Here is a 21,716-nt window from a genome sequence, read left to right as displayed (position 1 = left end):
AATGAAAGCGGTTCAAGTACGGAAAGCTCATGAACTTATCATTCAAGAAGTGGAAAAACCACGGATTTCGAACTCGACGGATGTCCTTGTAAAAGTAAAAAGAGTAGGAATTTGCGGATCGGATATGCATATTTACCATGGTACGAATCCTCTTGCAACGCTTCCGCGGGTCGTTGGGCATGAAGTAGCGGGAGAAGTTGTGGAAATAGGTCAAGGTGTCACGGGCATAAAAGTGGGGGACCACGTTGTTGTTGAGCCCATCAGTTATTGCGGAGAGTGTTACGCTTGCCGTAAAGGTCGTCAAAATGTTTGTGAAAAACTTTCCGTTTTTGGTGTGCATGAAGATGGTGGGATGAGGGAATGGTTCGTCCTTCCCGAGAAACAATTACATGTTGTGGATTCCGCTTTAGCCTGGGAAGAAATAGTATTGGCTGAGCCATACACAATTGGCGCACAGGCCGTTTGGAGAGGCGAAGTGGAGGAAGGGGAAACCGTTCTTATCCAGGGAGCTGGGGCTATTGGAATTTGCATATTAAAGATGGCAAAACTGCAAGGAGCATCAGTGATGATCACGGATTTAAGTGATGAGCGTTTGGAATTCGCTAAAGAAAGCGGTGCAGATATCATCGTCCATGCGGGAAAAGAAGATGTTCAAAAACGAGTAGAAGAATGGACGAATGGCGAAGGGGCCAACGTCGTCATTGATGCAGTATGCTTGCCGATGACATTTGAATTGTCCTTCGATGTCGTGTCAACGGCGGGGCGGATTGTGGTACTCGGTTTTGATGAACGTCCTTCATCGGTTTCCCAGCTACCAATCACTAAAAAGGAAATATCTGTGAAAGGATCTAGATTGCAAACTGACCAGTTTCCAAAAGTGGTTAAACTTTTGAATGAAGGCAAACTCAGACATGAAGGTTTAGTTACCCATACATTTTCGCTCGATGATATCCAGGAAGCATTTAATTTTGTTGAAAATCATCCCGAACAAGTTCGAAAAGCGATCATCGTTTTTAATTAAGGGGGTAGGAAACATGGATAAACATTCAATCTTACATCAAATAACGGAAACGAAAGTTGTTGCTGTTATCCGGGGACAGGATGCAAAGGAGGCGGCACAACTGTCAAAAGCAGCTGTGGAAGGTGGTGTTCGGGCAATCGAATTGACTTATACAACACCGGGAATTGAAGAAGCTTTCAAAGAACTGCAAAATACTGATGCACTTTTAGGAGCAGGCTCCGTACTTGATTCTGAAACGGCACGACATGCGATTTTAGCTGGCGCCAATTTTATCGTCAGTCCCTATTTTGTCAATGGCGTAGCCGAACTTTGTAATCGATACGGCATTCCCTATATGCCTGGATGCATGACAATTAGAGAGATGGCAACATCATTGGAAGCAGGCTGTGATGTTTTAAAATTATTTCCGGCAAACCATTTCGAACCTTCTTTCATCAAGTCGGTTAATGGTCCACTGCCCAATATAAGGATCATGCCAACCGGCGGAATTAATTTGGATAACATGAAGGACTGGCTTAATGCTGGCGCGGTAGCAATCGGGATCGGCAGTGACTTGAACAAAGCCTATCAGAGTGGCGGCTATGAGGCCGCAGTGGAGTTAAGCAGAAAATACATGCAGAAAATTGCGGAATGATGGAGGTGCATGATGAACATTACATTTAGATGGTACGGGAAAGACAATGATACTGTTACATTGGAGCACATTAAACAGATTCCTGGAGTGAAAGGGATTGTCTGGGCACTACACCAAAAACCTGTTGGCGAGGTATGGGAAAAGGAAGAAATTAAAGAAGAAATCGAGTATATCCAATCATTTGGTTTTCACACGGATGTCGTAGAAAGTGTAAATGTCCATGAATCGATTAAATTGGGTAACGAAGATCGCATGATATATATAGAGAAATACAAAGAGACGATCCGGAATCTTTCGGAAGCAGGAGTGAAAGTCATTTGTTATAACTTCATGCCGATCTTTGATTGGACTCGGACGGAAATGTTCCATCCTTTGGAAGATGGCTCAACTGCCCTGTTTTATGAAAAGGCGAAAGTGGATACGTTAGATCCACAAGATTTAATTCGTACTGTAACCGAAGCTTCAGATTTAACTTTACCAGGTTGGGAACCAGAAAAAATGGATCAAATCTCTGAATTATTCGAAGCTTACAAAACTGTGGACGAAGAGCAGCTATGGGCGAATCTAGAAATCTTCCTAAAAGAAATATTACCTGTTGCCGAGGCTTGCGGCATAAAAATGGCAATACACCCGGATGATCCGCCATGGTCCATTTTTGGCTTGCCAAGAATCATCACCGGAGAGTCGAGCTATGAAAAACTGATCTCGATTTCGGATTCACCATCGAATGCGTTCACCATGTGTACAGGCTCGATGGGGGCAAACCCTGAAAATGACATGGTCCAGGTGGCTAAAAAGTATGCAAACCGTTCGCCTTTTTCCCATATACGGAATGTGAAGATTTATGAAAATGGTGACTTTGTGGAAACATCCCATCATACCCAGGATGGATCCATCAATATACAGGGCGTCGTGGAAGAATTGAATAAGCAAAATTATACTGGTTATGTCAGACCGGATCATGGCCGCCATATATGGGGTGAAGTTTGCCGCCCAGGTTACGGTTTATATGACAGAGCACTGGGAATCATGTATTTGCTCGGATTATGGGATGCATATGAAGCTGGTAAATCAGGTGGGGAATCATGATTCCCATCCATGAAAACTTATCGAACAGGGTGGCAGTGATCACTGGAGGCAGCGGTGTTTTATGTTCCAAAATGGCTGTGGAATTGGCACGTCATGGTGTCAAGATAGCTATATTGAACAGAACGGCCGAAAAAGGGCAAGAAGTGGTCGAACTCATTGAACAAACAGGGGGCACTGCGATATCCATTGCGGCAGACGTTTTGGACAGAACCTCCTTGGAGAATGCAAGAGGAAAAATAATAGAAAGATTCGGAAGAGTGGATCTATTAATAAATGGAGCAGGAGGCAATCATCCTGATGCCATTACAGCTCCAGAGAAATATGGGGAAAAAGCAGAAGGAAAATCCTTTTTTGATTTAGATGAAAATGGTTTCTCCCAGGTTTTTGCCAGTAATTTCACCGGTACATTTTTGGCCAGTCAGGTTTTTGGGAAAGAGTTATTGCAAGTGGAAGCACCAGTTATCCTAAATATATCTTCCATGAGTGCTTACTCTCCAATGACTAAAGTACCAGCATATAGTGCTGCCAAAGCTTCGATAAATAATTTTACCATGTGGATGGCTGTTCATTTTGCCGAAGAAGGTTTGCGGGTGAATGCCATTGCTCCAGGATTCTTTTTGACGAAGCAAAATCGGGATCTTCTGCTTAATGAAGATGGCAGCCTGACGGCAAGGTCAAATAAAATCATAACTTCAACACCCATGAAGCGTTTTGGGCAGCCTGAAGATTTACTTGGTACCTTGCTTTGGCTCGTTGATGAATCCTATTCGGGCTTTGTTACAGGAATTACGGTACCAGTCGATGGGGGCTTCATGGCATACTCAGGCGTCTGAATTGAATTCAGAGCCAATAAAAAGGCAATCAAGTGACGATTGTACATTAGTTGATTGAATTTGTTACACGTTATGGGAAATTGACTTTTTTACTGCATCAGAAGGTGATTGTAATGCTTTACTTATTATAATAGAATATTCCTTATATACTAAGCCATATTGTTTTATGGAATTAGGCAGAGAAAAGAAATCACACGACAGGAATGAATGAAATGAAAACCATTACAATTACTGATGTCGCCAATCATGCGAAAGTATCAAAAAGCACAGTTTCCCAATACCTGAACAAGCGATATGAGTATATGAGTGAAAAAACCAGGAAAAAAATTGAAGAAACTATAGAAGAATTAAACTATCAGCCTAATATAATAGCGCGCAGTTTAAAACAAAAATCCACTTTTACCGTTGGGGTGGTGGTTGCCAACATCCTTCACACGTTTTCAACGCAAGTTATTAGAGCGATAGAAAACTACTTTTATGAACAAGGGTTTCATATAATCGTATGCAATGCAGATGACAACCCTGAAAAGGAAAAGAATTATATTGAAATGCTGAGAGCTAAACAAGTGGATGGGATCATCATTTTCCCCACAGGTGACAATCTTGACTTATATCAACGTATGAAGAGTGATCAATTCCCGATTGTATTCATGGATAGAACGATCGAAGAATTGGATATTGCAACAGTCATGCTCGATAATCACTTTGCTTCCAAGTTAGCGATCGACCGATTTATTGAAAAGGGTTTTGAAAACATTGCAATCATGACCACTTCAATAATACGCGATATCAGTCCACGAATCGAACGGATCCAAGGGTACAAGGATTCACTGGCATCACATGGGATACCATTCAATTCTGAATATATTAAAACCGTGAACGCAGATGAAATTCCTGTTGCACTTTCAGAATTTTTCGAATTGGAAAAGCCGCCTCAGGCCATTTTGGCAGGAAATGATATCGTCCTTAATGAAGTATTGCGTTATATGAAACAGTACGAAATCAACATACCTGATGACATCGCGGTCATAGGAATCGATGATGTACCGTATGCCAGTTTCTATACACCGACCATCACAACGGTCAATCAGCCAGCCATTGAAATGGCCAACTTGGCAGCAGAGTTACTGCTGAGTCAAATCAATAAAACAGGAAAAGAGGATACAAGTGTGCATCGCTTGAAACCGACTTTGCTTTCAAGGAATTCTTGCTAGAACCGGATGTAAGAATTTCCGTGAAAAAGAAAGCGCTTTTTTACGGGAATTCTAAACCGATTTAGTTATAGGTCATATAGGCTTTACTCTTGGTTATTAAATGGAAACGTTTCCAAAAATGCAGCTGCATTTATTGAAGCGTACAGGGGGGTACTTTATGTTTTCAAATGGTAGAGGAATGGTCATCGTTTTCTTATTCTTGGCTGGGGTAATAAATTATCTGGACAGATCTGCACTGTCTATTGCAGCTCCGTTCATCCAAGATGATTTATCTTTAACAGCAACACAGATGGGAATTATTTTTAGTAGCTTTTCAGTTGGTTATGCCATATTTAACTTCCTTGGAGGAATGGCGTCCGATAGATGGGGTGCAAAGCTTACGCTTTTCGTGGCGATGATCGTTTGGTCTTTATTCAGTGGTGCACTTGTACTGGCTGTCGGTTTTGCGAGTATGATAGTCATCCGCATACTGTTTGGGATGGGAGAAGGCCCTCTTTCTGCAACCATCAATAAAATGGTGAATAACTGGTTCCCGGCGAATCAGCGGGCATCTGTCGTTGGTTTGACGAATAGCGGGACGCCGCTTGGTGGCGCGATTGCAGGTCCAATAGTTGGATTTATTGCCATCTCATATGGATGGAGAGTTTCTTTCATTGCCATTATGATAATTGGTCTTATATGGGCGATTTGCTGGTGGAAGTTCGTTAAAGAAAAACCACAAGAGTCAAAAGAACAGAAACATACGGGAAAATCTTATGTAGCGGCAACATCGGAAGGAAAGGTGAAATTCACCTTTTATTTAAAACAAAAAACGGTTTTATTTACAGCTCTTGCCTTTTTCTCTTACAATTATATTCTCTTCTTTTTCTTAACTTGGTTCCCAAGCTATTTGGTGGATGCACGTGGCCTAAGTGTAGAAAATATGAGTATCATTACAGTGATTCCTTGGATTTTTGGATTCATCGGACTTGCTTTGGGTGGATTCGTGTCGGATTTCTTCTTTAAAAAATTCGCTCAAAAAGGTGTTTTATTCTCACGTAAGCTCGTGCTTGTAACATGTTTGTTCTTATCAGCTGTATGTATCGGTTTTGCCGGACTTGTATCCACAACGGTCAGTGCGGTAACACTTGTCGCACTTTCCGTCTTCTTCCTATATTTGACTGGTGCCATTTACTGGGCAATCGTCAACGATGTTGTCGACCCTGGTAATGTTGGATCTGTTGGAGGTTTTATGCATTTCTTGGCAAATACTGCAGGAATCATCGGACCGACGTTAACAGGATACATTGTCGATACCTCAGGCACATACACGGTTGCATTCTTACTTGCAGGTGGATTGGCCATCGTTGCATCGCTTGCAGTCATCCGTTTTGTACGACCGATAGTAAAGCCTGCGTAATAGATTGTTAGAATGGAAGTGTCTCCCAAAGGAAATATCAGGGGAAGACACTTCCATTTTTAATGAATTAAAACTTTTCATGTTTATTAGACATGCCTAGCGGATACGGTTTTCATTACGAAATGTAGCTGGTGTCTTTTCATTGTATTTCTTAAAGGTACGATAAAATTGGGGCATGCTTTCAAAACCACACATTTCGGCAATGTTGGCAATGGTGTGATTCGTTTCCAGTAAAAGTTCCTTTGCCTTGATGATCCTTTTCGTGTTTAGATACACGATTAACCCAATTCCAGTCGTTTCTTTAAAAACCCTGCTGAAATGAGCGGGACTGACCAAAGCTTTTTGTGCAAGTATCGTGAGCGTTAATGGTTCATCCAAATGTTCATTAATATAGATTAAAATATCTTTGATCCATTCTGAACTATAGCTATTGCCCTCGGGTAAATCTTCTTTGCCATTTCTCCGGGTACGGTATAAATCAAGTATGATTTGATGAACGATCAGCAAACAAGCATGCCTTGAGCCCATTGATTGGCTAGTTGTTTCTTGCAGGATGAGTTGTAGCTGTTCCTCCATCTTTACTTGTTCCTTTTGCGGCATTGATATTTTGTAATTCTTACTCTTTTTTGTCAGGTCAAACAAATTTAAATAAGAAAAAGAATCATCAACCATATCTTTATATATTAATGTGGGACTGAAAAAAATAATGGTGGAGGTAACAGGGTCGTCCTTATTGGGTAATGCCCTATGAATGGTATTATTGGGGATTAGGAATACATCCCCTTGTTGCATATCATAAAACACATCACCGATAAAAAACGTTCCTTTACCGTTATAAACATAAACAATTTCATAATAGTCATGCATATGATCGGACAATTCATTCTGAGGACTTTTCGTATCTTGATAGACAAAAGAAAATGGGAAGAGTAAATCATGATTTAATGCATTATGGATTTTTTTCATTTCGTTCATCTCCTGAATGTATATTACAACAAGAATGAGTATATTTATAGCAAAATATGCAATTAATATTTCAAAAATTGATGTTAAAATTATAATAGATTTAAAAATTAAAAAAATTCAAGCGGGAAAATGAAAGGGCTTTCTGAATGAATTGACGTTTGGTTTTGAACGTCTTCACTCATGATAAGGAGGGGACAAAATGAATAGATTTGTTCAATTGCATTCAAATGATGATGTTGTTATTTCCTTGGAGGGCATTCATAAAGGACAGAGCCTCCAGATTCAAACAGAAGACATGGGAATGATCCATATAAAGGCAAGTGCTGACATTCCTAAAGGGCATAAGATGTCAGTGAAACCGGTAAAACGAGGCGGGGACGTAATCAAATTTGGTTACTCGATCGGAAAAGCTAAAGAAGATATCTCAATTGGCGATTGGGTTCACACCCATAATCTAGCATCCGGTTTGCATGGTATATTGGATTATTCCTATCAACCTTGCAGTCAATATACAAAAGTGCAAAGTCAAAATCATACCTTCCAAGGGTATATCCGTGAAAATGGGGAAGTGGGTATCCGGAATGAAATCTGGATCATCAACACGGTTGGTTGCATCAATAAAACATGTGAAGTTCTCGCTAAAATGGGAAATGAGCAATTTAAAGATCGACAAATTGATGGGGTTCATCACTTTTCCCACCCCTACGGTTGTTCTCAATTGGGAGATGATTTGACCCATACACAGAAACTATTGGCGGCCTTGGCTCAACATCCAAATGCAGCAGGGGTTTTGGTTGTAGGATTAGGATGTGAGAACAATCAAATCGAGGCATTTAAAGAAGTCATAGGCGAATTTCCTCCAAATCGGATTAAATTTTTAAAAGCCCAGGAGGTTCAAGATGAATTGGAGAGCGGCTTACGTTTAATGGGAGAATTAGTGGAATATGCGGAAGGGTTCGTACGCATGCCCGTACCGGTTTCAAAGTTGAAAATAGGCTTGAAGTGCGGGGGATCTGATGGTTTTTCAGGCATTACCGCTAATCCGTTGGTTGGTGCGGTTTCCGACCTTATTGTAGAAAATGGCGGGACAACGATATTGACAGAGGTTCCTGAGATGTTTGGAGCGGAAACGATATTGATGAACAGGGCAAGAGATGAAGAAACCTTTAATAAAATCGTTGGCCTTATTAATGATTTCAAACAGTATTTCATTCGCCATGATCAGGAAATTTATGAAAACCCTTCACCCGGAAACAAGGAAGGCGGCATAAGTACGCTGGAGGAAAAATCACTTGGATGCACGCAAAAAGGCGGCCATGCCACGGTGGTGGATGTAAGCCCATATGGAGAACGAGTAGTGAAGCATGGTTTGAACTTGATCAATTCCCCCGGCAATGACCTGGTATCAGTAACGGCTTTGGCAGCAGCGGGCGCACATATCGTTCTATTCACTACGGGAAGGGGAACACCATTTGGCGGACCGGTGCCAACTGTGAAAATAGCAACGAATTCGGATTTAGCCAATCGTAAAAAACACTGGATTGATTATAATGCCGGGCGGTTGATTGAAGGTCAAAAGATCGATGAATTAAAGGACGATTTATTCCAATACATTCTTGAACTTTCATCAGGTAAAAAGAAAACGAATAATGAAAAATTCGGATATAGGGAGATAAGCATCTTTAAAGAAGGCGTCATTCTATAACGGGTGTACATATCTATTAAATTATTAAAAAGGAGTGTTATTCAGTGAAAAGTATTGTTTGTGAACAACCTTTTGAATTTAAGATGATCGAGTCGGAAAAACCAGTTCCAAATTCAGGGGAAGCTTTGATTCGTGTGCGGCGCATAGGAATATGCGGAACGGATATTCATGCTTATGGTGGTAATCAACCCTTTTTTAGCTATCCTCGAATACTTGGCCATGAACTTTCCGGTTATATTGAGTCCATACCGGAGAATGAATCAGGGCTGAATGTCGGGGATCAGGTATCGATCATCCCCTATATGGAATGTGGAAAATGCCTGGCTTGCAGAAGTGGAAAAACGAACTGCTGTACGGATATGAAAGTGTTGGGTGTACATGCTGAAGGCGGCATGAGTGAGTGGATGACGGTTCCTTATAATCATTTGGTGAAAACTGAAGGTCTTACACTTGACCAATCCGCAATGATAGAGCCTTTAAGTATAGGGGCTCACGCAGTTAGGCGCGCTGCTATTCATAAAGGGGAATTTGCACTTGTAATTGGTGCTGGTCCAATTGGCTTGGGAGTCATGGCATTCGCTAAAGAACAGGGTGCGAAGGTGATCGCAATGGATGTAAATGATGAACGCCTTGCGTTTGCTGACAAATGGGCAAATGTCGATTATACTTTGAACGTTTTGGAGAATCCAATGGAGAAATTAGCTGAATTGACAAATGGAGATATGCCAAGCGTGGTATTTGATGCGACAGGTAATGCTAGATCAATGATGGATTCATTTAAATATCCTGCTCACGGCGGAAGATTGATATATGTAGGTTTAGTTAAAGCGGATATTTCCTTTAATGATCCTGAATTCCACAGTAAAGAGCTTACGTTAATGGGAAGCCGTAATGCAACAAGGGAAGACTTTGATTATGTCGTGAATACGCTGAAAAATGATAAGTTGGATATGAGTCAATATATTACACACCGCGCACATTTGGATGAAATGATCAATCAGTTTGAAGGGTGGTTAACTCCTGAAGCTAAAGTGATCAAGGCCATTGTCGAAATATAAGCAAAAGCATTAGGTTTGCTGTCGTAAGGCTAACCACTTGAAACCACACTCGAATTGGATATTTCTGTTAGAAAGGAGTTCTTTGGACATGAACTTTAATAAAAGCCAACTGAAGGGTCTGAGTAAAGATACAAAAGCTGTCCAATATTCACATATGATGGATTTTCCCATAAAAGTATTGCAGATTGGGGAAGGGAATTTTCTTCGGGGCTTCTTTGATTGGATGATTTATGAATGTAATAAACAAGGCCATTTCCTGGGAAGTATTGCAGTTACCCAGCCACGCCCCTCAGGAAAAGGCAAAATAGAGGAAGTAAAGCGGCAAGATGGATTGTATACATTAATGTTACGTGGTTTTCACCAAGGGGAGAAAGTGGAACATACAGAGATCATTTCCGTTTTTTCGAAGGTAATTGATCCATATGGAGAATGGATGGATTTTTTAGCACTATCAGAAAACCCTACATTGGAATTTGTAGTTTCCAACACGACTGAAGCAGGACTCAATTACCAGCCGATTCCTTTGGAAGAAGGAATCCCGATTGAATCTTTTCCAGGAAAACTGACTGCTTTTTTATATCATCGTTATCTGCATTTCAATGGAGATGCGGAAAAAGGACTCACCATGCTTCCATGTGAGCTTTTAGAGAGAAATGGTGATTCATTGAAGCAATGTGTTCTTAACCATAGCAGGGATTGGGATTTGCCAAAGCCCTTCATGGAGTGGGTGGACCGGAACAATCTATTCTTAAACTCGCTTGTAGACCGTATCGTTACAGGATTCCCAGCTAATGAGGCGGAAAAACTATTTGCTTCATGGGGATATAAGGATACTCTGCTAAATACGGCAGAACCCTATCATTTATGGGCTATTGAAAGTGACCCTTCTATTGATGAACGTCTTCCCTTACAACAATCCGGATTAAATGTGCGTTGGGTTAAAGATTTAGTGCCTTATCAAATGAGGAAGGTACGGATTCTTAATGGTTCACATACCTTGATGGCTCCTTTAGGCATTTTATCTGGATTGGAAGAAGTAAAACAGGTAATCGATCATCCTGATTTCAACCGATTCCTGAGCAATGCCATCGAAAAGGAAATAATTCCTTCATTACCTTTTGATCAAAATGAGATGATGCTATATGGGGAAAGTGTTCTTGAGCGATTTAAGAATCCTTTTGTACATCACCTCCTGGCCGACATTTCGCTGAATAGTATTTCGAAGTTTAAGGTTCGTCTTCTGCCTACATTAGAGGAATATCATATGGCGAAAGGCAAGCTGCCCGACTGTATCGTCCGAGGTTTTTCGGGCCTGATCCGATTTTATAAGGTTCATGAACTAAAAGGGAGTTATATTGGTAAAAGCTTCGCGGGCAAAGTCTATGTTGTTAAAGATGATATAAAGACTATTGAATTTTTCAAGGAACAATGGCTTGGTTATGAGAGGGGAGAAATCCCGCTTAGACAATTGATAGAAGCCACCTTAAGTAATCAATATCTATGGGGGAAGGATTTGAGCGGTATCCCGAACCTTGGAAACGAATTATGCCAATATCTAGAAGGAATGATTGATGGAGATTATCCGTTGAAAGGATTCGGGCAAAGTTAAGTTCATGAATATCCTTCCTATCTCTTATTTTTTTCTTTATTTTATTTGTATTTTTGGTATACTGGATAAGTGATATAATTACTTGGTAGTTTCCTAATGGAAAGATATCAAAGGAATTACATATTCTTTATTCCCGTGAAGGGGAGTAGCGTCAGGGATAACCTGAAATAAAGTCGTCATTACGTGGGAATTCCACCGGCTTTATTGGCCTAATTCATTTAGTGCTTAGCGAGACCTTTGCCATATATGGCAGAGGTCTCTTTATTTTTGTATAAAGGAGGAAAATATGTTGGATTTTTTAACAGGTGAATTCATTTCAGGACTTTTAGCGATCATTATGATAGATTTGGTTCTAGCCGGTGATAATGCGATCCTTATTGGATTGGCTGCAAGAAAGCTTCCAAAAGATCAGCAAAAAAAGGTGATAATCTGGGGAGCGGTCGGGGCAATAGTGATAAGGATCATTGCCACGCTGCTGGTTGTTTGGCTCTTAGAGGTGCCTGGACTGCATTTAATCGGGGGATTACTTCTTGTATGGATTGCTTATAAGCTCCTTATCGAAGAAGAGGAACATGATTTGAAGCCTGCAGACTCTATGTGGGCTGCTATAAAAACTATCATTATTGCGGATGCTTTGATGGGATTGGATAACGTCCTAGCGGTTGCAGGTGCATCTCATGGTAACTTCACTTTAGTAGTGATCGGTTTACTTGTATCTATCCCAGTAGTGATGTATGGAAGTACTTTGATCCTGAAACTGATTGAACGTTTCCCAGTCATCATAATAATTGGTGCGGGAATACTTGGTTGGACAGCTGCTAAAATGATTGTAGCTGAACCCTTCATGCACGACTATTTTGCAAATCCCTTCATTAAATATGGATTTGAAGCGATAGTGGTGATTGGAATCCTGGTTGCAGGGACTTCAAGACAGAAAAATATAGAAAAAGCAAAAGCAAACAGAGAGAAAATGCAAATCGAACGTAATGGATAATGGACACAAAGAGACCTTTCTAAAATGAAAGGTCTCTCTTTTTTTCTATGCCCTCAATGATAAAAGTTGCAAAACAAGAAAAGGGAGTGCCAAAGTCCGCACTTTGGTACTCCCTTTTCCAAATATTTAAGGAATCGATAACATGCATTCCAATCACGATACCCGAGACAAATGATCATATGGAGCGTTCATTCTTTTATTAGTTTAAGTTAATCCATACACTTTTGACTTCGGTATAATTATCCAAAGCATAACTGCCCATTTCCCGTCCGATTCCACTTTGTTTATAACCGCCAAATGGTGAAGCGGCATCGAAGGCGTTATAACAGTTTACCCAAACTGTACCTGCCTTTAATTCATTAGCCACATAATGGGCTTTTTTTACATCCTGTGTCCATAAACCAGCAGCCAATCCATATTCAGAGTTATTTGCACGGTTTATCACATCATCCAAATCGTCAAATGGCATGGCGGCTACAACTGGACCGAAGATTTCTTCTTTAGCGATTGTCATTTCATCTTCAACGCCTGCAAATATTGTAGGTGTTACAAAATAACCCTCTCCTTGTCCGTAATTGCCCCCGGTAACCACTTCGGCTCCTTCAGACTTTCCTTTTTCAATATAACTGCCCACTCTTTCCAATTGTTCACTGGATACCAACGGCCCTATCTGGGTAGTTGGATCAAGACCGGCCCCTTGTTTAATGTTTTTTGCATGGGACACTAAGTCAGCTACCACGTTGTCATAGGATTTCTTTTGAATGTACAGGCGGGAACCGGCACAGCAAACTTGTCCTTGATTAAACATGATGCCCATTAAAGCACCAGGAATGGCTTTACTCATATCTGCATCCGGTAAAATGATATTAGGTGATTTTCCGCCTAATTCCAACGAGATTTTTTTCACAGTTCCCGATGCTTGGCGCATGATCATTTTACCTACTGAGGTTGAACCGGTAAAGGCAATTTTATCGACATCTGGATGGTCTACAAGCGGTGACCCTGCTGTTTCCCCAAATCCAGGTATGACATTAAGAACGCCAGGAGGAAAACCAGCTTCAAGCGCCAATTGACCTAAATATAATGCTGAAAGCGGCGTTTGCTCCGCTGGTTTTAAAACAATCGTACATCCGGTTGCCAGGGCTGCGCCTAATTTCCATGCGGCCATAAGTAGAGGGAAATTCCAAGGGATGATTTGCCCAACCACTCCAACTGCTTCATGGCGGGTATAGTTGAAGTAATTCCCAGCAACAGGTATTGTTTGTCCCACTATCTTAGTGGTCCAACCAGCATAATAACGGAAGTGATCGATTGCAAGGGGGACATCGGCATTAGTCGTTTCGCCAATTGGCTTGCCATTATCCAGGGTATCCAATTGTGCTAAAGCTTCTTTATGTTCCTCCATGAGGTCCGCTAATTTATAAATGAGGCGACTGCGTTCCGATGCACTCATTTTTTTCCAAGGACCGTTGTCGAAAGCCTTACGGGCTGCTTTGACTGCTTTATCTACATCTTCCGGACCTGCTTCACACACAACCGCTAAAACCTTGCCGTTTGAAGGATCAAGAGTCTCAAAGGTTTTTCCTGAAGCAGCTTCCACCAATTCCCCATTAATCAAAAGCTTTTTAGTACCCTTCAAGAATTCTTGCACTCGTGGATTAAGTTTAATAGTTTGTTCCATGTATAATACCCCTTTTCATTTGGATTTTAAGTTCGATCATAAAATCTGTGCAATGGCGTTCCTCTAAGTAAAAGGATCAGGTATAAGTTTATGTTTTCGATACATTTCTCTTTAGCTGCTTGCAGCATGTCTCAATATCTTTAAAAACGGGATTACTTGACTTCGTTCCCCCCTTATCAAAAAGGAATCAATTTCTCGACATGTAATTATGCAAGACTTATGCCAATAACAAATAACCAATGAAACCAGTTAAAGAAGGTGGTAGAGGGATATGGGAAGGTGCCGTTTTGTTCCATATTGGAACAGTCAGGTGTTCCAATATGGAACAAAAAAGGGAAGTAGTTCGCAGGTGGCTGCTTTCACTTTGGTGGATATCTGAATTTTCTGTTATAATTAAGTTGAATGAACGAATCCTAAATGCTCTGAAATTTTGCATAGAATTTCATAAATGAAATTGAATAAAAAACAGTGGCCATTTTACTGGATTATACATACGGGAGGATTATTCAATGTCTGTTAATATTAGCGCGGATAAAGGAACCATACCGGCATTTATTCAAGAATCATGGCAGCGGTGCATTTCAAAGGGACTCCAGCCAAGCATGATGGATAAGGAAGATATGCTTGGAGCATTTGAGTTGGCCGAATACCACGATCGATATGCTGAACTCCTGTACCATTCTTCCCCCATTTTAGAAGAAGTTTATCACTCGATTAATGGTTTGGAGTCCATATTATTACTTGCTGCTCCTGAAGGATATATCATCGAAACAGTTGGAGATCCAGCTTTCATTCGCCATGCAGATAATGTTTCCCTGAGAAAAGGGGCCAATTGGCTAGAGGAATCAAAAGGAACAAATGCAATAGGAACTGCCATAGTAGAGAAAAACCCAGTATTGATTCATGGCAGTCAACACTTTCATCAGGATAACCATTTCCTTACTTGTGCCGCATCACCCATTTATCACCCCGATGGGCATCTGCTGGGTGTTTTGAACTTAAGCAGTCATCAACAGAATTATCATCCTTTTTCCATTAGTTTAGTTCAGAGGGTGGCTGATAGCATCAAACAAGCACTATTATTGTCCCATACACAAAAAAGGGAGAAAAACCTTTATTTTATTTATGATTCGTACCCTGATCCGTTAATTACTCTTGATAAAGAGGGGAAAGTTACAGATCTCAATTTAGCGGCGTCACATGTTATAGGCACATTGAAAAAACCGGTATCGAATATAATATCAGGAACAGACCCACTTGTTTTAGAACAGAAGGTATCAATTAAAGACCAGGAATTTTTGGTTCAAACCCTTGGCAATAATATAGAACATCAATCATCCGTGATTGTGCGGTTAAAAAAACAAAAACTGAATGATGGTTTAACAACTAATCGTTATCAATTTACAGATATAATAAGTAATGATCCGCAAATGAATCAAACCATATCCATTGCTAAAAGAGCTGCAGCGCTTGATATCAGCCTGCTAATCACTGGAGAAAGCGGAACGGGAAAAGAACTGTTCGCTCAATCCATTCATGGGGTTAGCTTAAGAAGTGATAAGCCATTCATCGCCATCAATTGCAGCGCAATTCCTGAAAACTTATTGGAAAGTGAGTTATTTGGGTATGAAAAGGGTGCCTTTACTGGCGCAAAAAGCGGCGGGCATAAGGGGAAGTTCGAAGCGGCAGATGGCGGAACCCTGTTTTTGGATGAAATCGGGGATATGCCGCTTCAAGCTCAAGCGACACTGCTCCGTGTGCTTCAGGAACGATGTGTGACGCGTGTCGGCGGACATGCTTCCATTCCCATTGATGTAAGGGTCATTGCCGCCACCAACAAAGACTTACAAAAAGAAATTGAAGCTGGAGAGTTCCGTGCAGATCTATTTTTCCGCCTTTGTGGATTATCTTTAAAACTTCCAAATCTAAGGAGTCGTAAAGATTTATTGCTGTTAGCAGAATACATTTTAGCGGATTTACCTTATAAGAGCGAACATACCGAACTAACAGACGAAGCTAAAACATTCATTTTGGAATATTCGTGGCCAGGAAATTTCCGTGAATTACAAAACGTGCTCGGTCAGGCTGCATTCCTAGCAGATAATGGCCCGATTAGAAGGGACTTGCTTGTGGCACTTTGTCCTGTTTCTTCTATTACACATGAGGAAGGGGCAAATGCCGATCGAGAACCAAGAAACTTTCAAGAACAAGAAACCCAATTTATCAGAAATGCATTGGAACAAACAAATGGAAATATCAGTAACGCCGCGAAACAACTTGACATCGGCCGAAATACGCTTTATAGAAAAATGAAAAAATATGGAATCAACTATCAAAAGTAAGAGTTTCTTCGTATATAAAAAAACATGTATGATGCGTTTCCTTTTTATGACAATGTCGGATTTCCGACCTGATTTGGTCGGTTCTTTGTTATCGTAAGTAACTATATGCGGACCAGCATACCTTGTCTCCTTATAAGCTACATTTCACCTTGAAAAACAATAAATAATGAAGTGCAGGAAATCAAAATCTCATATAGAATGATGTTATTGATATAGTATCTAAAATTCCGCAAGGGATGTGTGGTCAATAGTATGAAGTTGTCATCAGAACATAAAAAGTATAAACATGTATTGATTCAATATTTGGAAGAAAATGAATTAGCGTTTTTAAATGAATGGAACGAGACTATTAAGATCAATGAAATAGACCCCTACAAAGAAAAGATTAAAGAAAATGGTTATGGGATGTACTCACTGGTCATCCAAACGTTCAAGGAGGTATTGTCTGATGATGTGCTGATAAAATTGGCTTACCAGGTTGCAAAAGAACGTCTTGAAGCAAATATCAACATTGGGGATTTTCTATATAATATCAATTTGGGAAGAAATATCATAATCAGAAATGTTTTTGGGGCCAATATCCCAATTATTTATATGCAGAAATTCATTAATGACATCAACCTGCACTTTGATACGTTCAGCTACCATGCAGTAACGAGATATACGAATCTTACAAATGAAGTGATTGAGGAAAAAAAGTCTTATATTAGTGAAAATCACAAGGATAAATTAGCGGTACTGGGTCAGATATCATCAAGCTTTGTACATGAGTTTCGAAACCCTCTTACAGCTATCATGGGGTTCAATAAATTATTGAAGAGGGAGAATCCGAGCTTGAAATATTTGGATATCATTGATTATGAGTTAAATCAGCTGAATTTCAGGATAACCCAATTCCTCCATACCTCTAAATCTGATTTTAATGAGGAACAAAGAGAGGAAATTTCCGTGTTAAAGTTAATTGAAGAAATACAAGAACTGACTTATGCAAATATTGTGGATGCCAGCGTTAATGTGGAAATAGATATTTATCCAAACTTTGTCATGACAGCGAGCAAGGATGGGTTAAAACAAGTGTTCTTGAATCTTTTTATAAATTCCATTGATGCCTTAAAGGATAAGGAACATCCTAGAATTTTGAGGATAAACTCTATAATTGAGGCGAATGAAAGAATAATTCGAATTTCAAATAATGGACCGGCCATTGCCAGTGAATTGATCGAATCTATTTTTGAGCCTTTTGTCACAACGAAGGAGTTAGGAACGGGAATTGGATTATACGTATGTAAAAAGATCATTGAAAGTAATGATGGATATATGAATTGTGTCTCCAATGAAAATTCAACCACATTCAGCATCCATTTCCCCAAAGTTCAGAACTGAATTTATTAGGGGTTAATACACATATAGTGACATTACATACAGCATTATATACATATCATATTTTCGACGCTTGTACATAGATATTTGATTAATAGTGGAAGGTCATTCCGGGTCTGCCGGTATATTACATAAATCATTCTCAGTTAAAATAAATCTATTTGGAAGATGCCAAGAAATCATAATGTGGATTTTAGCATCTTTTTTTTATCCCTGTTATTTTTCAATATATATGTTTGTCGAAATTTTAAAAGAAAACAATTAAATTGTCATTTTTTAATTCGATTGTGAATCAAAAAGGGCCAATAATTAATATCTGAATCGAAAATTGAATTAATGATTCAATATCGAATCGTTTTAAATTCATAAAAGCGATAAACACTACTAAAATAACTATCCTTTTTTTGGCATGGATATTGCTTTTATAAATATATGTATAAAATTATTAGTGAGAGAGGGTGCTTTTATAAAAAAAGAAGAGAGAGGAAGGAATAATAGAGCTGGGTAACTATATTTTCACATAAAAGGACTTCACTCAACAAAAAGCAAAAAGTGCAAAATCAACCGGAACATTGTACTTTCCGTGTATTTCGTTGAGGGGCTAATGGTAGGAGTATAAAAAGAAAGCGGATACAGTTAATAGAGTATATACTGTGCAATATACATATATCAATTGTGAATTTGGCCTCATTAAAACTAATGATGAAACGAGATAAGGTTGTAACATTTTTTTGAATGAAAGATTTCTACTAGGGTACCCATGAGCAGTGGCTTACTGCTTACAAAACGGTAAATAGACAGTTTTAAAGGATGGTGACAATAGTGGCACTTCAAACAAATGAATTGAAACATGGTCTCAAGACCAGGCATGTCACAATGATTTCTATTGGCGGGGTAATTGGGGCAGGACTATTTATCGGAAGCGGAACAATAATAGATTCAGCAGGACCTGGTGCTATTTTATCGTATATAATCGCAGGATTGATGATCGTACTTATAATGCGCATGCTGGGTGAAATGGCTGTGGTAAATCCTGATAGCGGATCCTTTTCAACATATGCACATCAAGCATTTGGTCCCTGGGCCGGATACACGATCGGCTGGTTATACTGGTTCAACTGGGTTATCATCATTGCTATTGAAACTACGTTATTGGGTACTATGATTCATGATTGGTTTCCTGGTATACCTATGTGGGCTGCCAGTCTATCTTTCCCTATATTAATGATGGTTACGAATATCTATTCAGTCAAAGCTTATGGGGAATTTGAATACTGGCTAGCTTTCATGAAAGTGGCTGCCATTGTTATATTCCTCTTCCTGGGTGCCGCCATGATTTTTGGATTTGTTCCAGGATATGATTCACCAGGACTTTCAAACATTACTGGGGATGGAGGATTTTTACCAAAAGGTTTTCTGCCTGTCCTACTTAGTGTGATATTCATTACCTTCTCTTTATCGGGAAGTGAGGTAGCTGCCATTGCTGCAGGAGAGTCTGAAAACCCTGAAAAAAATATTATTAGAGCCATAAACAGTGTTGTATGGCGTCTGCTTCTTTTCTTTGTTGGTTCAGTGACCGTGTTGGTTCTCGTAATCCCCCAGGGGGCTGAAGATTTACTAAAAACCCCCTATGCTAGCGTATTTGATATGGCAGGCCTTCCGGCAGCGGGTCAAGTAATGAATATCGTAGTCTTCATTTCATTGCTTTCTGTTTTGAATTCAGGGCTATATACAAGCTCCCGTATGTTATATTCTTTATCAAAAAAAGGTGATGCACCGAAAATCCTTTCTCGTGTGAATAAGAGGGGAATCCCGATTTGGGCGTTAATGGCAAGTGTTTTCTTTTCTTATGTGTGCACGACATTTAAATTTGTTTCTCCTGATAAATTGTTTGCTTTTCTCGCAAACAGCTCTGGAGGAGTTACTATGATCATGTATATCTTTATCGCTTTTTCTCATCTATATTTACGGAAAAAGACGGAAAAAGAAAATCCCGGGACACTCAAAGTGAAAATGTGGCTATTCCCTTATTTAACCTACGCGACAATTGCCGTATTATTTATTATATTCGTTGCTCAGGCGTTTATTGAATCCATGAGATTGCAATTCTTTCTTACAACCCTTCTCACGATGCTAGTAATTGGATCATACTTTCTGTTTTATCATAAGAAAAAAGTAATAACTCCTGAACAAGAAGCAACACTAAAAAAAATTCACGTTAAGGAAGGGTAACGGATGTAGTCGATTTTTTTGCAAATACAGAAAGAAAAGATTGACTATTCTAATAAAATGCTGCTCTTAGTGGGCAGCTCCGCTTCTCGACAATAGGGGTTCCGAAATAGTCTCATCCTGAACCATGATTTTAAAAGAAGATTTAGTTATTCTTCATGTTTTTTTGATTTTTATTATAGCGATGAAACCCTTACTAAATTGAAGGAATTTGCGAGACTCCTGTCGAATAACTGGCTAGCTTAGACCCCGTAGGCGCTTGCTTTGATGAGGCTTGGAAGACAGTCGGCGGAAAGGGAGCGGGTTTCTGAAATCACTGGAACGTTTTTAAAATAAAAAAACTGCAGGCAAAGACTCTTTTGAATTTGTCTTCAGTCTGAGCTGCTCTTAGTGGGCAGCTTTTTTCTGGTCCAAAAAATGATCGCATTTCAGGGGGGATTTGAGGGTGTTCAGAATTATGACTGTTATCACACCTGGAGGATTATTAGAGTGGTAGTAGATTATGATACTCATTCATTTGCAACTTTGAAATCCTTTGCTAGAATATAATCTATAGAAAAGATTAGGAGTGGTGACTGTGGCTGAAACTCCAGCTGAGGATTTGATTCATTATATTGCACCAAAAGGAGAGTATATCCCTTTTTTAGATGATACGGACTATATCGCTAAAGGATTGGAATGGAAATTATTCACTGCCCGTTCGGTAAAAAGAGAACTATTATATAAAAGCGGCAGTTTACAAGCAAAAGTCAAATTGGCAGGTTATGAGCAATATGGAAATGGTCTTGACACAATAGTCGTTGAATTTGAAAATGGTAAGCTTAGTTGCATTCACCCTTCCTATTTAAAGGAAATGCAAAGCTCCAGTTTCGGAAAAGAATTGTTAAGTGGACCGGTTTCCGAAACATCTGCAGATCCAAGTGAAACTGAGCAGGTGATTGAAGCACCAATTACGGAAAACTCCGATCAGCTAAGTGAAGAACCAAAAAAAGCAAAAACCAAAACTAAAAAGACGACAGCAAAACCTAAGTTGGACTTACCTGGGGAAAAAGTGCATTTCACTGCAACCGTCAAGGAGTTCACGGCGAAAATGAACCATTTCACTGGTGAAGAAGATGAAGTAATACTCTTGGAGAATGTCAAAGTGACAACGGAACCTGAATTGACTATCGGCGATGCTTGGTGTGGTTATAGCAAAACACTAAAAAAAGCTGAGCTCGAAGAAGGGGACGCAATCGAATTTGATGGAAAAGTGGTCGACAAAAAATACAATAAAGAAATACGGTATAAAATAAATAATCCATCTAAGTTAGTGAAAAAGGGGATGGAAGCTTAAACGCAGAAGATAGGGAGTAAGCCACCGCTTACTCCCTTTTTTGTTGCATTAATCAGTTTTCTAAAGAAATGAATGCCCATTGTGAACTTATTAGAATAGATGAGTTCATTCCTGGAATATATTCGTTTGTGGGAGATACACCTTATAACCATTCTCCAATCGTATGGTTAAGGGTTTCGCTTTTGTGGTTTCATATATTCCAGTGTTGGGGATAATACATTATGAT

At 39.7% G+C, this 21,716-nt stretch carries 16 protein-coding genes; 14 read left to right on the top strand and 2 right to left on the bottom strand.

The window, feature by feature from the left end; all coding sequences use genetic code 11:
• Position 1: 1 nt before the first annotated feature.
• The 6 genes from NYE63_RS15160 to NYE63_RS15135 all read left to right on the top strand — a co-directional run bounded on the left by NYE63_RS15160 (position 2) and on the right by NYE63_RS15135 (position 6,190).
• A complete protein-coding gene (locus tag NYE63_RS15160; protein ID WP_342601722.1) occupies positions 2–1,021 on the top strand; it encodes a zinc-binding alcohol dehydrogenase family protein in 1,020 nt (339 codons plus the stop codon).
• A 13-nt stretch (positions 1,022–1,034) separates the two neighbouring features.
• On the top strand, positions 1,035–1,655 hold the full coding sequence (locus NYE63_RS15155) for a bifunctional 2-keto-4-hydroxyglutarate aldolase/2-keto-3-deoxy-6-phosphogluconate aldolase (RefSeq protein WP_342601721.1): 621 nt from the start codon (positions 1,035–1,037) through the stop codon (positions 1,653–1,655).
• Positions 1,656–1,667: 12 nt separating this feature from the next.
• The gene (gene uxuA / locus NYE63_RS15150; RefSeq protein ID WP_342601720.1) at positions 1,668–2,744 is read left to right on the top strand and encodes a mannonate dehydratase; all 1,077 of its coding nucleotides are present in this window, start codon (positions 1,668–1,670) and stop codon (positions 2,742–2,744) included.
• Entirely contained in the window at positions 2,741–3,577 is an 837-nt protein-coding gene (locus NYE63_RS15145) for an SDR family oxidoreductase (RefSeq protein WP_342601719.1), read from the top strand. The genes uxuA and NYE63_RS15145 overlap by 4 nt, the downstream gene beginning before the upstream one ends.
• Before the next feature lie 212 nt (positions 3,578–3,789).
• The gene (locus NYE63_RS15140; RefSeq protein WP_342601718.1) at positions 3,790–4,791 is read left to right on the top strand and encodes a substrate-binding domain-containing protein; all 1,002 of its coding nucleotides are present in this window, start codon (positions 3,790–3,792) and stop codon (positions 4,789–4,791) included.
• A gap of 157 nt (positions 4,792–4,948) precedes the next feature.
• On the top strand, positions 4,949–6,190 hold the full coding sequence (locus tag NYE63_RS15135) for an MFS transporter (RefSeq protein WP_342601717.1): 1,242 nt from the start codon (positions 4,949–4,951) through the stop codon (positions 6,188–6,190).
• A 96-nt stretch (positions 6,191–6,286) separates the two neighbouring features.
• Here NYE63_RS15135 and NYE63_RS15130 read toward each other — a convergent pair whose 3' ends face one another.
• Positions 6,287–7,156, bottom strand: coding sequence for an AraC family transcriptional regulator (locus NYE63_RS15130; protein WP_342601716.1), 870 nt, complete (start codon positions 7,154–7,156; stop codon positions 6,287–6,289).
• A 199-nt stretch (positions 7,157–7,355) separates the two neighbouring features.
• On the opposite strand from NYE63_RS15130, the gene NYE63_RS15125 reads away from it, so the two are divergent.
• The 4 genes from NYE63_RS15125 (at position 7,356) to NYE63_RS15110 (ending at position 12,522) form a co-directional block, all read left to right on the top strand.
• Positions 7,356–8,861 (top strand): altronate dehydratase family protein, encoded by a 1,506-nt coding sequence (locus NYE63_RS15125; protein ID WP_342601715.1) that lies wholly within the window; start codon positions 7,356–7,358, stop codon positions 8,859–8,861.
• Positions 8,862–8,905: 44 nt separating this feature from the next.
• Complete coding sequence (locus NYE63_RS15120) at positions 8,906–9,919, top strand: zinc-binding alcohol dehydrogenase family protein (protein WP_342601714.1); 1,014 nt, start codon at positions 8,906–8,908, stop codon at positions 9,917–9,919.
• Positions 9,920–10,007: 88 nt separating this feature from the next.
• Positions 10,008–11,528, top strand: a complete 1,521-nt coding sequence (locus tag NYE63_RS15115; RefSeq protein WP_342601713.1) for a tagaturonate reductase — start codon at positions 10,008–10,010, stop codon at positions 11,526–11,528.
• 289 nt (positions 11,529–11,817) lie between these two features.
• Entirely contained in the window at positions 11,818–12,522 is a 705-nt protein-coding gene (locus tag NYE63_RS15110) for a TerC family protein (protein WP_063235078.1), read from the top strand.
• Positions 12,523–12,721: 199 nt separating this feature from the next.
• Here NYE63_RS15110 and NYE63_RS15105 read toward each other — a convergent pair whose 3' ends face one another.
• Positions 12,722–14,203 carry an aldehyde dehydrogenase family protein gene (locus tag NYE63_RS15105; protein WP_342601712.1) on the bottom strand — a complete coding sequence of 494 codons (1,482 nt, stop codon included), beginning with the start codon at positions 14,201–14,203 and terminating at the stop codon, positions 12,722–12,724.
• Positions 14,204–14,712: 509 nt separating this feature from the next.
• On the opposite strand from NYE63_RS15105, the gene NYE63_RS15100 reads away from it, so the two are divergent.
• From NYE63_RS15100 to NYE63_RS15085, 4 genes are all read left to right on the top strand, one after another.
• Positions 14,713–16,545, top strand: a complete 1,833-nt coding sequence (locus NYE63_RS15100; protein WP_342601711.1) for a sigma-54-dependent Fis family transcriptional regulator — start codon at positions 14,713–14,715, stop codon at positions 16,543–16,545.
• A 252-nt stretch (positions 16,546–16,797) separates the two neighbouring features.
• On the top strand, positions 16,798–17,928 hold the full coding sequence (locus NYE63_RS15095; protein WP_342601710.1) for a histidine kinase N-terminal domain-containing protein: 1,131 nt from the start codon (positions 16,798–16,800) through the stop codon (positions 17,926–17,928).
• An 810-nt stretch (positions 17,929–18,738) separates the two neighbouring features.
• Complete coding sequence (locus NYE63_RS15090; RefSeq protein ID WP_342605776.1) at positions 18,739–20,157, top strand: amino acid permease; 1,419 nt, start codon at positions 18,739–18,741, stop codon at positions 20,155–20,157.
• 574 nt (positions 20,158–20,731) lie between these two features.
• On the top strand, positions 20,732–21,490 hold the full coding sequence (locus NYE63_RS15085; protein ID WP_342601709.1) for a hypothetical protein: 759 nt from the start codon (positions 20,732–20,734) through the stop codon (positions 21,488–21,490).
• Positions 21,491–21,716 lie beyond the last annotated feature (226 nt).

This window comes from Peribacillus sp. FSL E2-0159 (assembly GCF_038643155.1).
Lineage (GTDB): Bacteria > Bacillota > Bacilli > Bacillales > DSM-1321 > Peribacillus > Peribacillus simplex.
The sequence above is the reverse complement of the archived record's forward strand: the minus strand, read 5'-3'. Positions and strand labels throughout refer to the sequence as shown.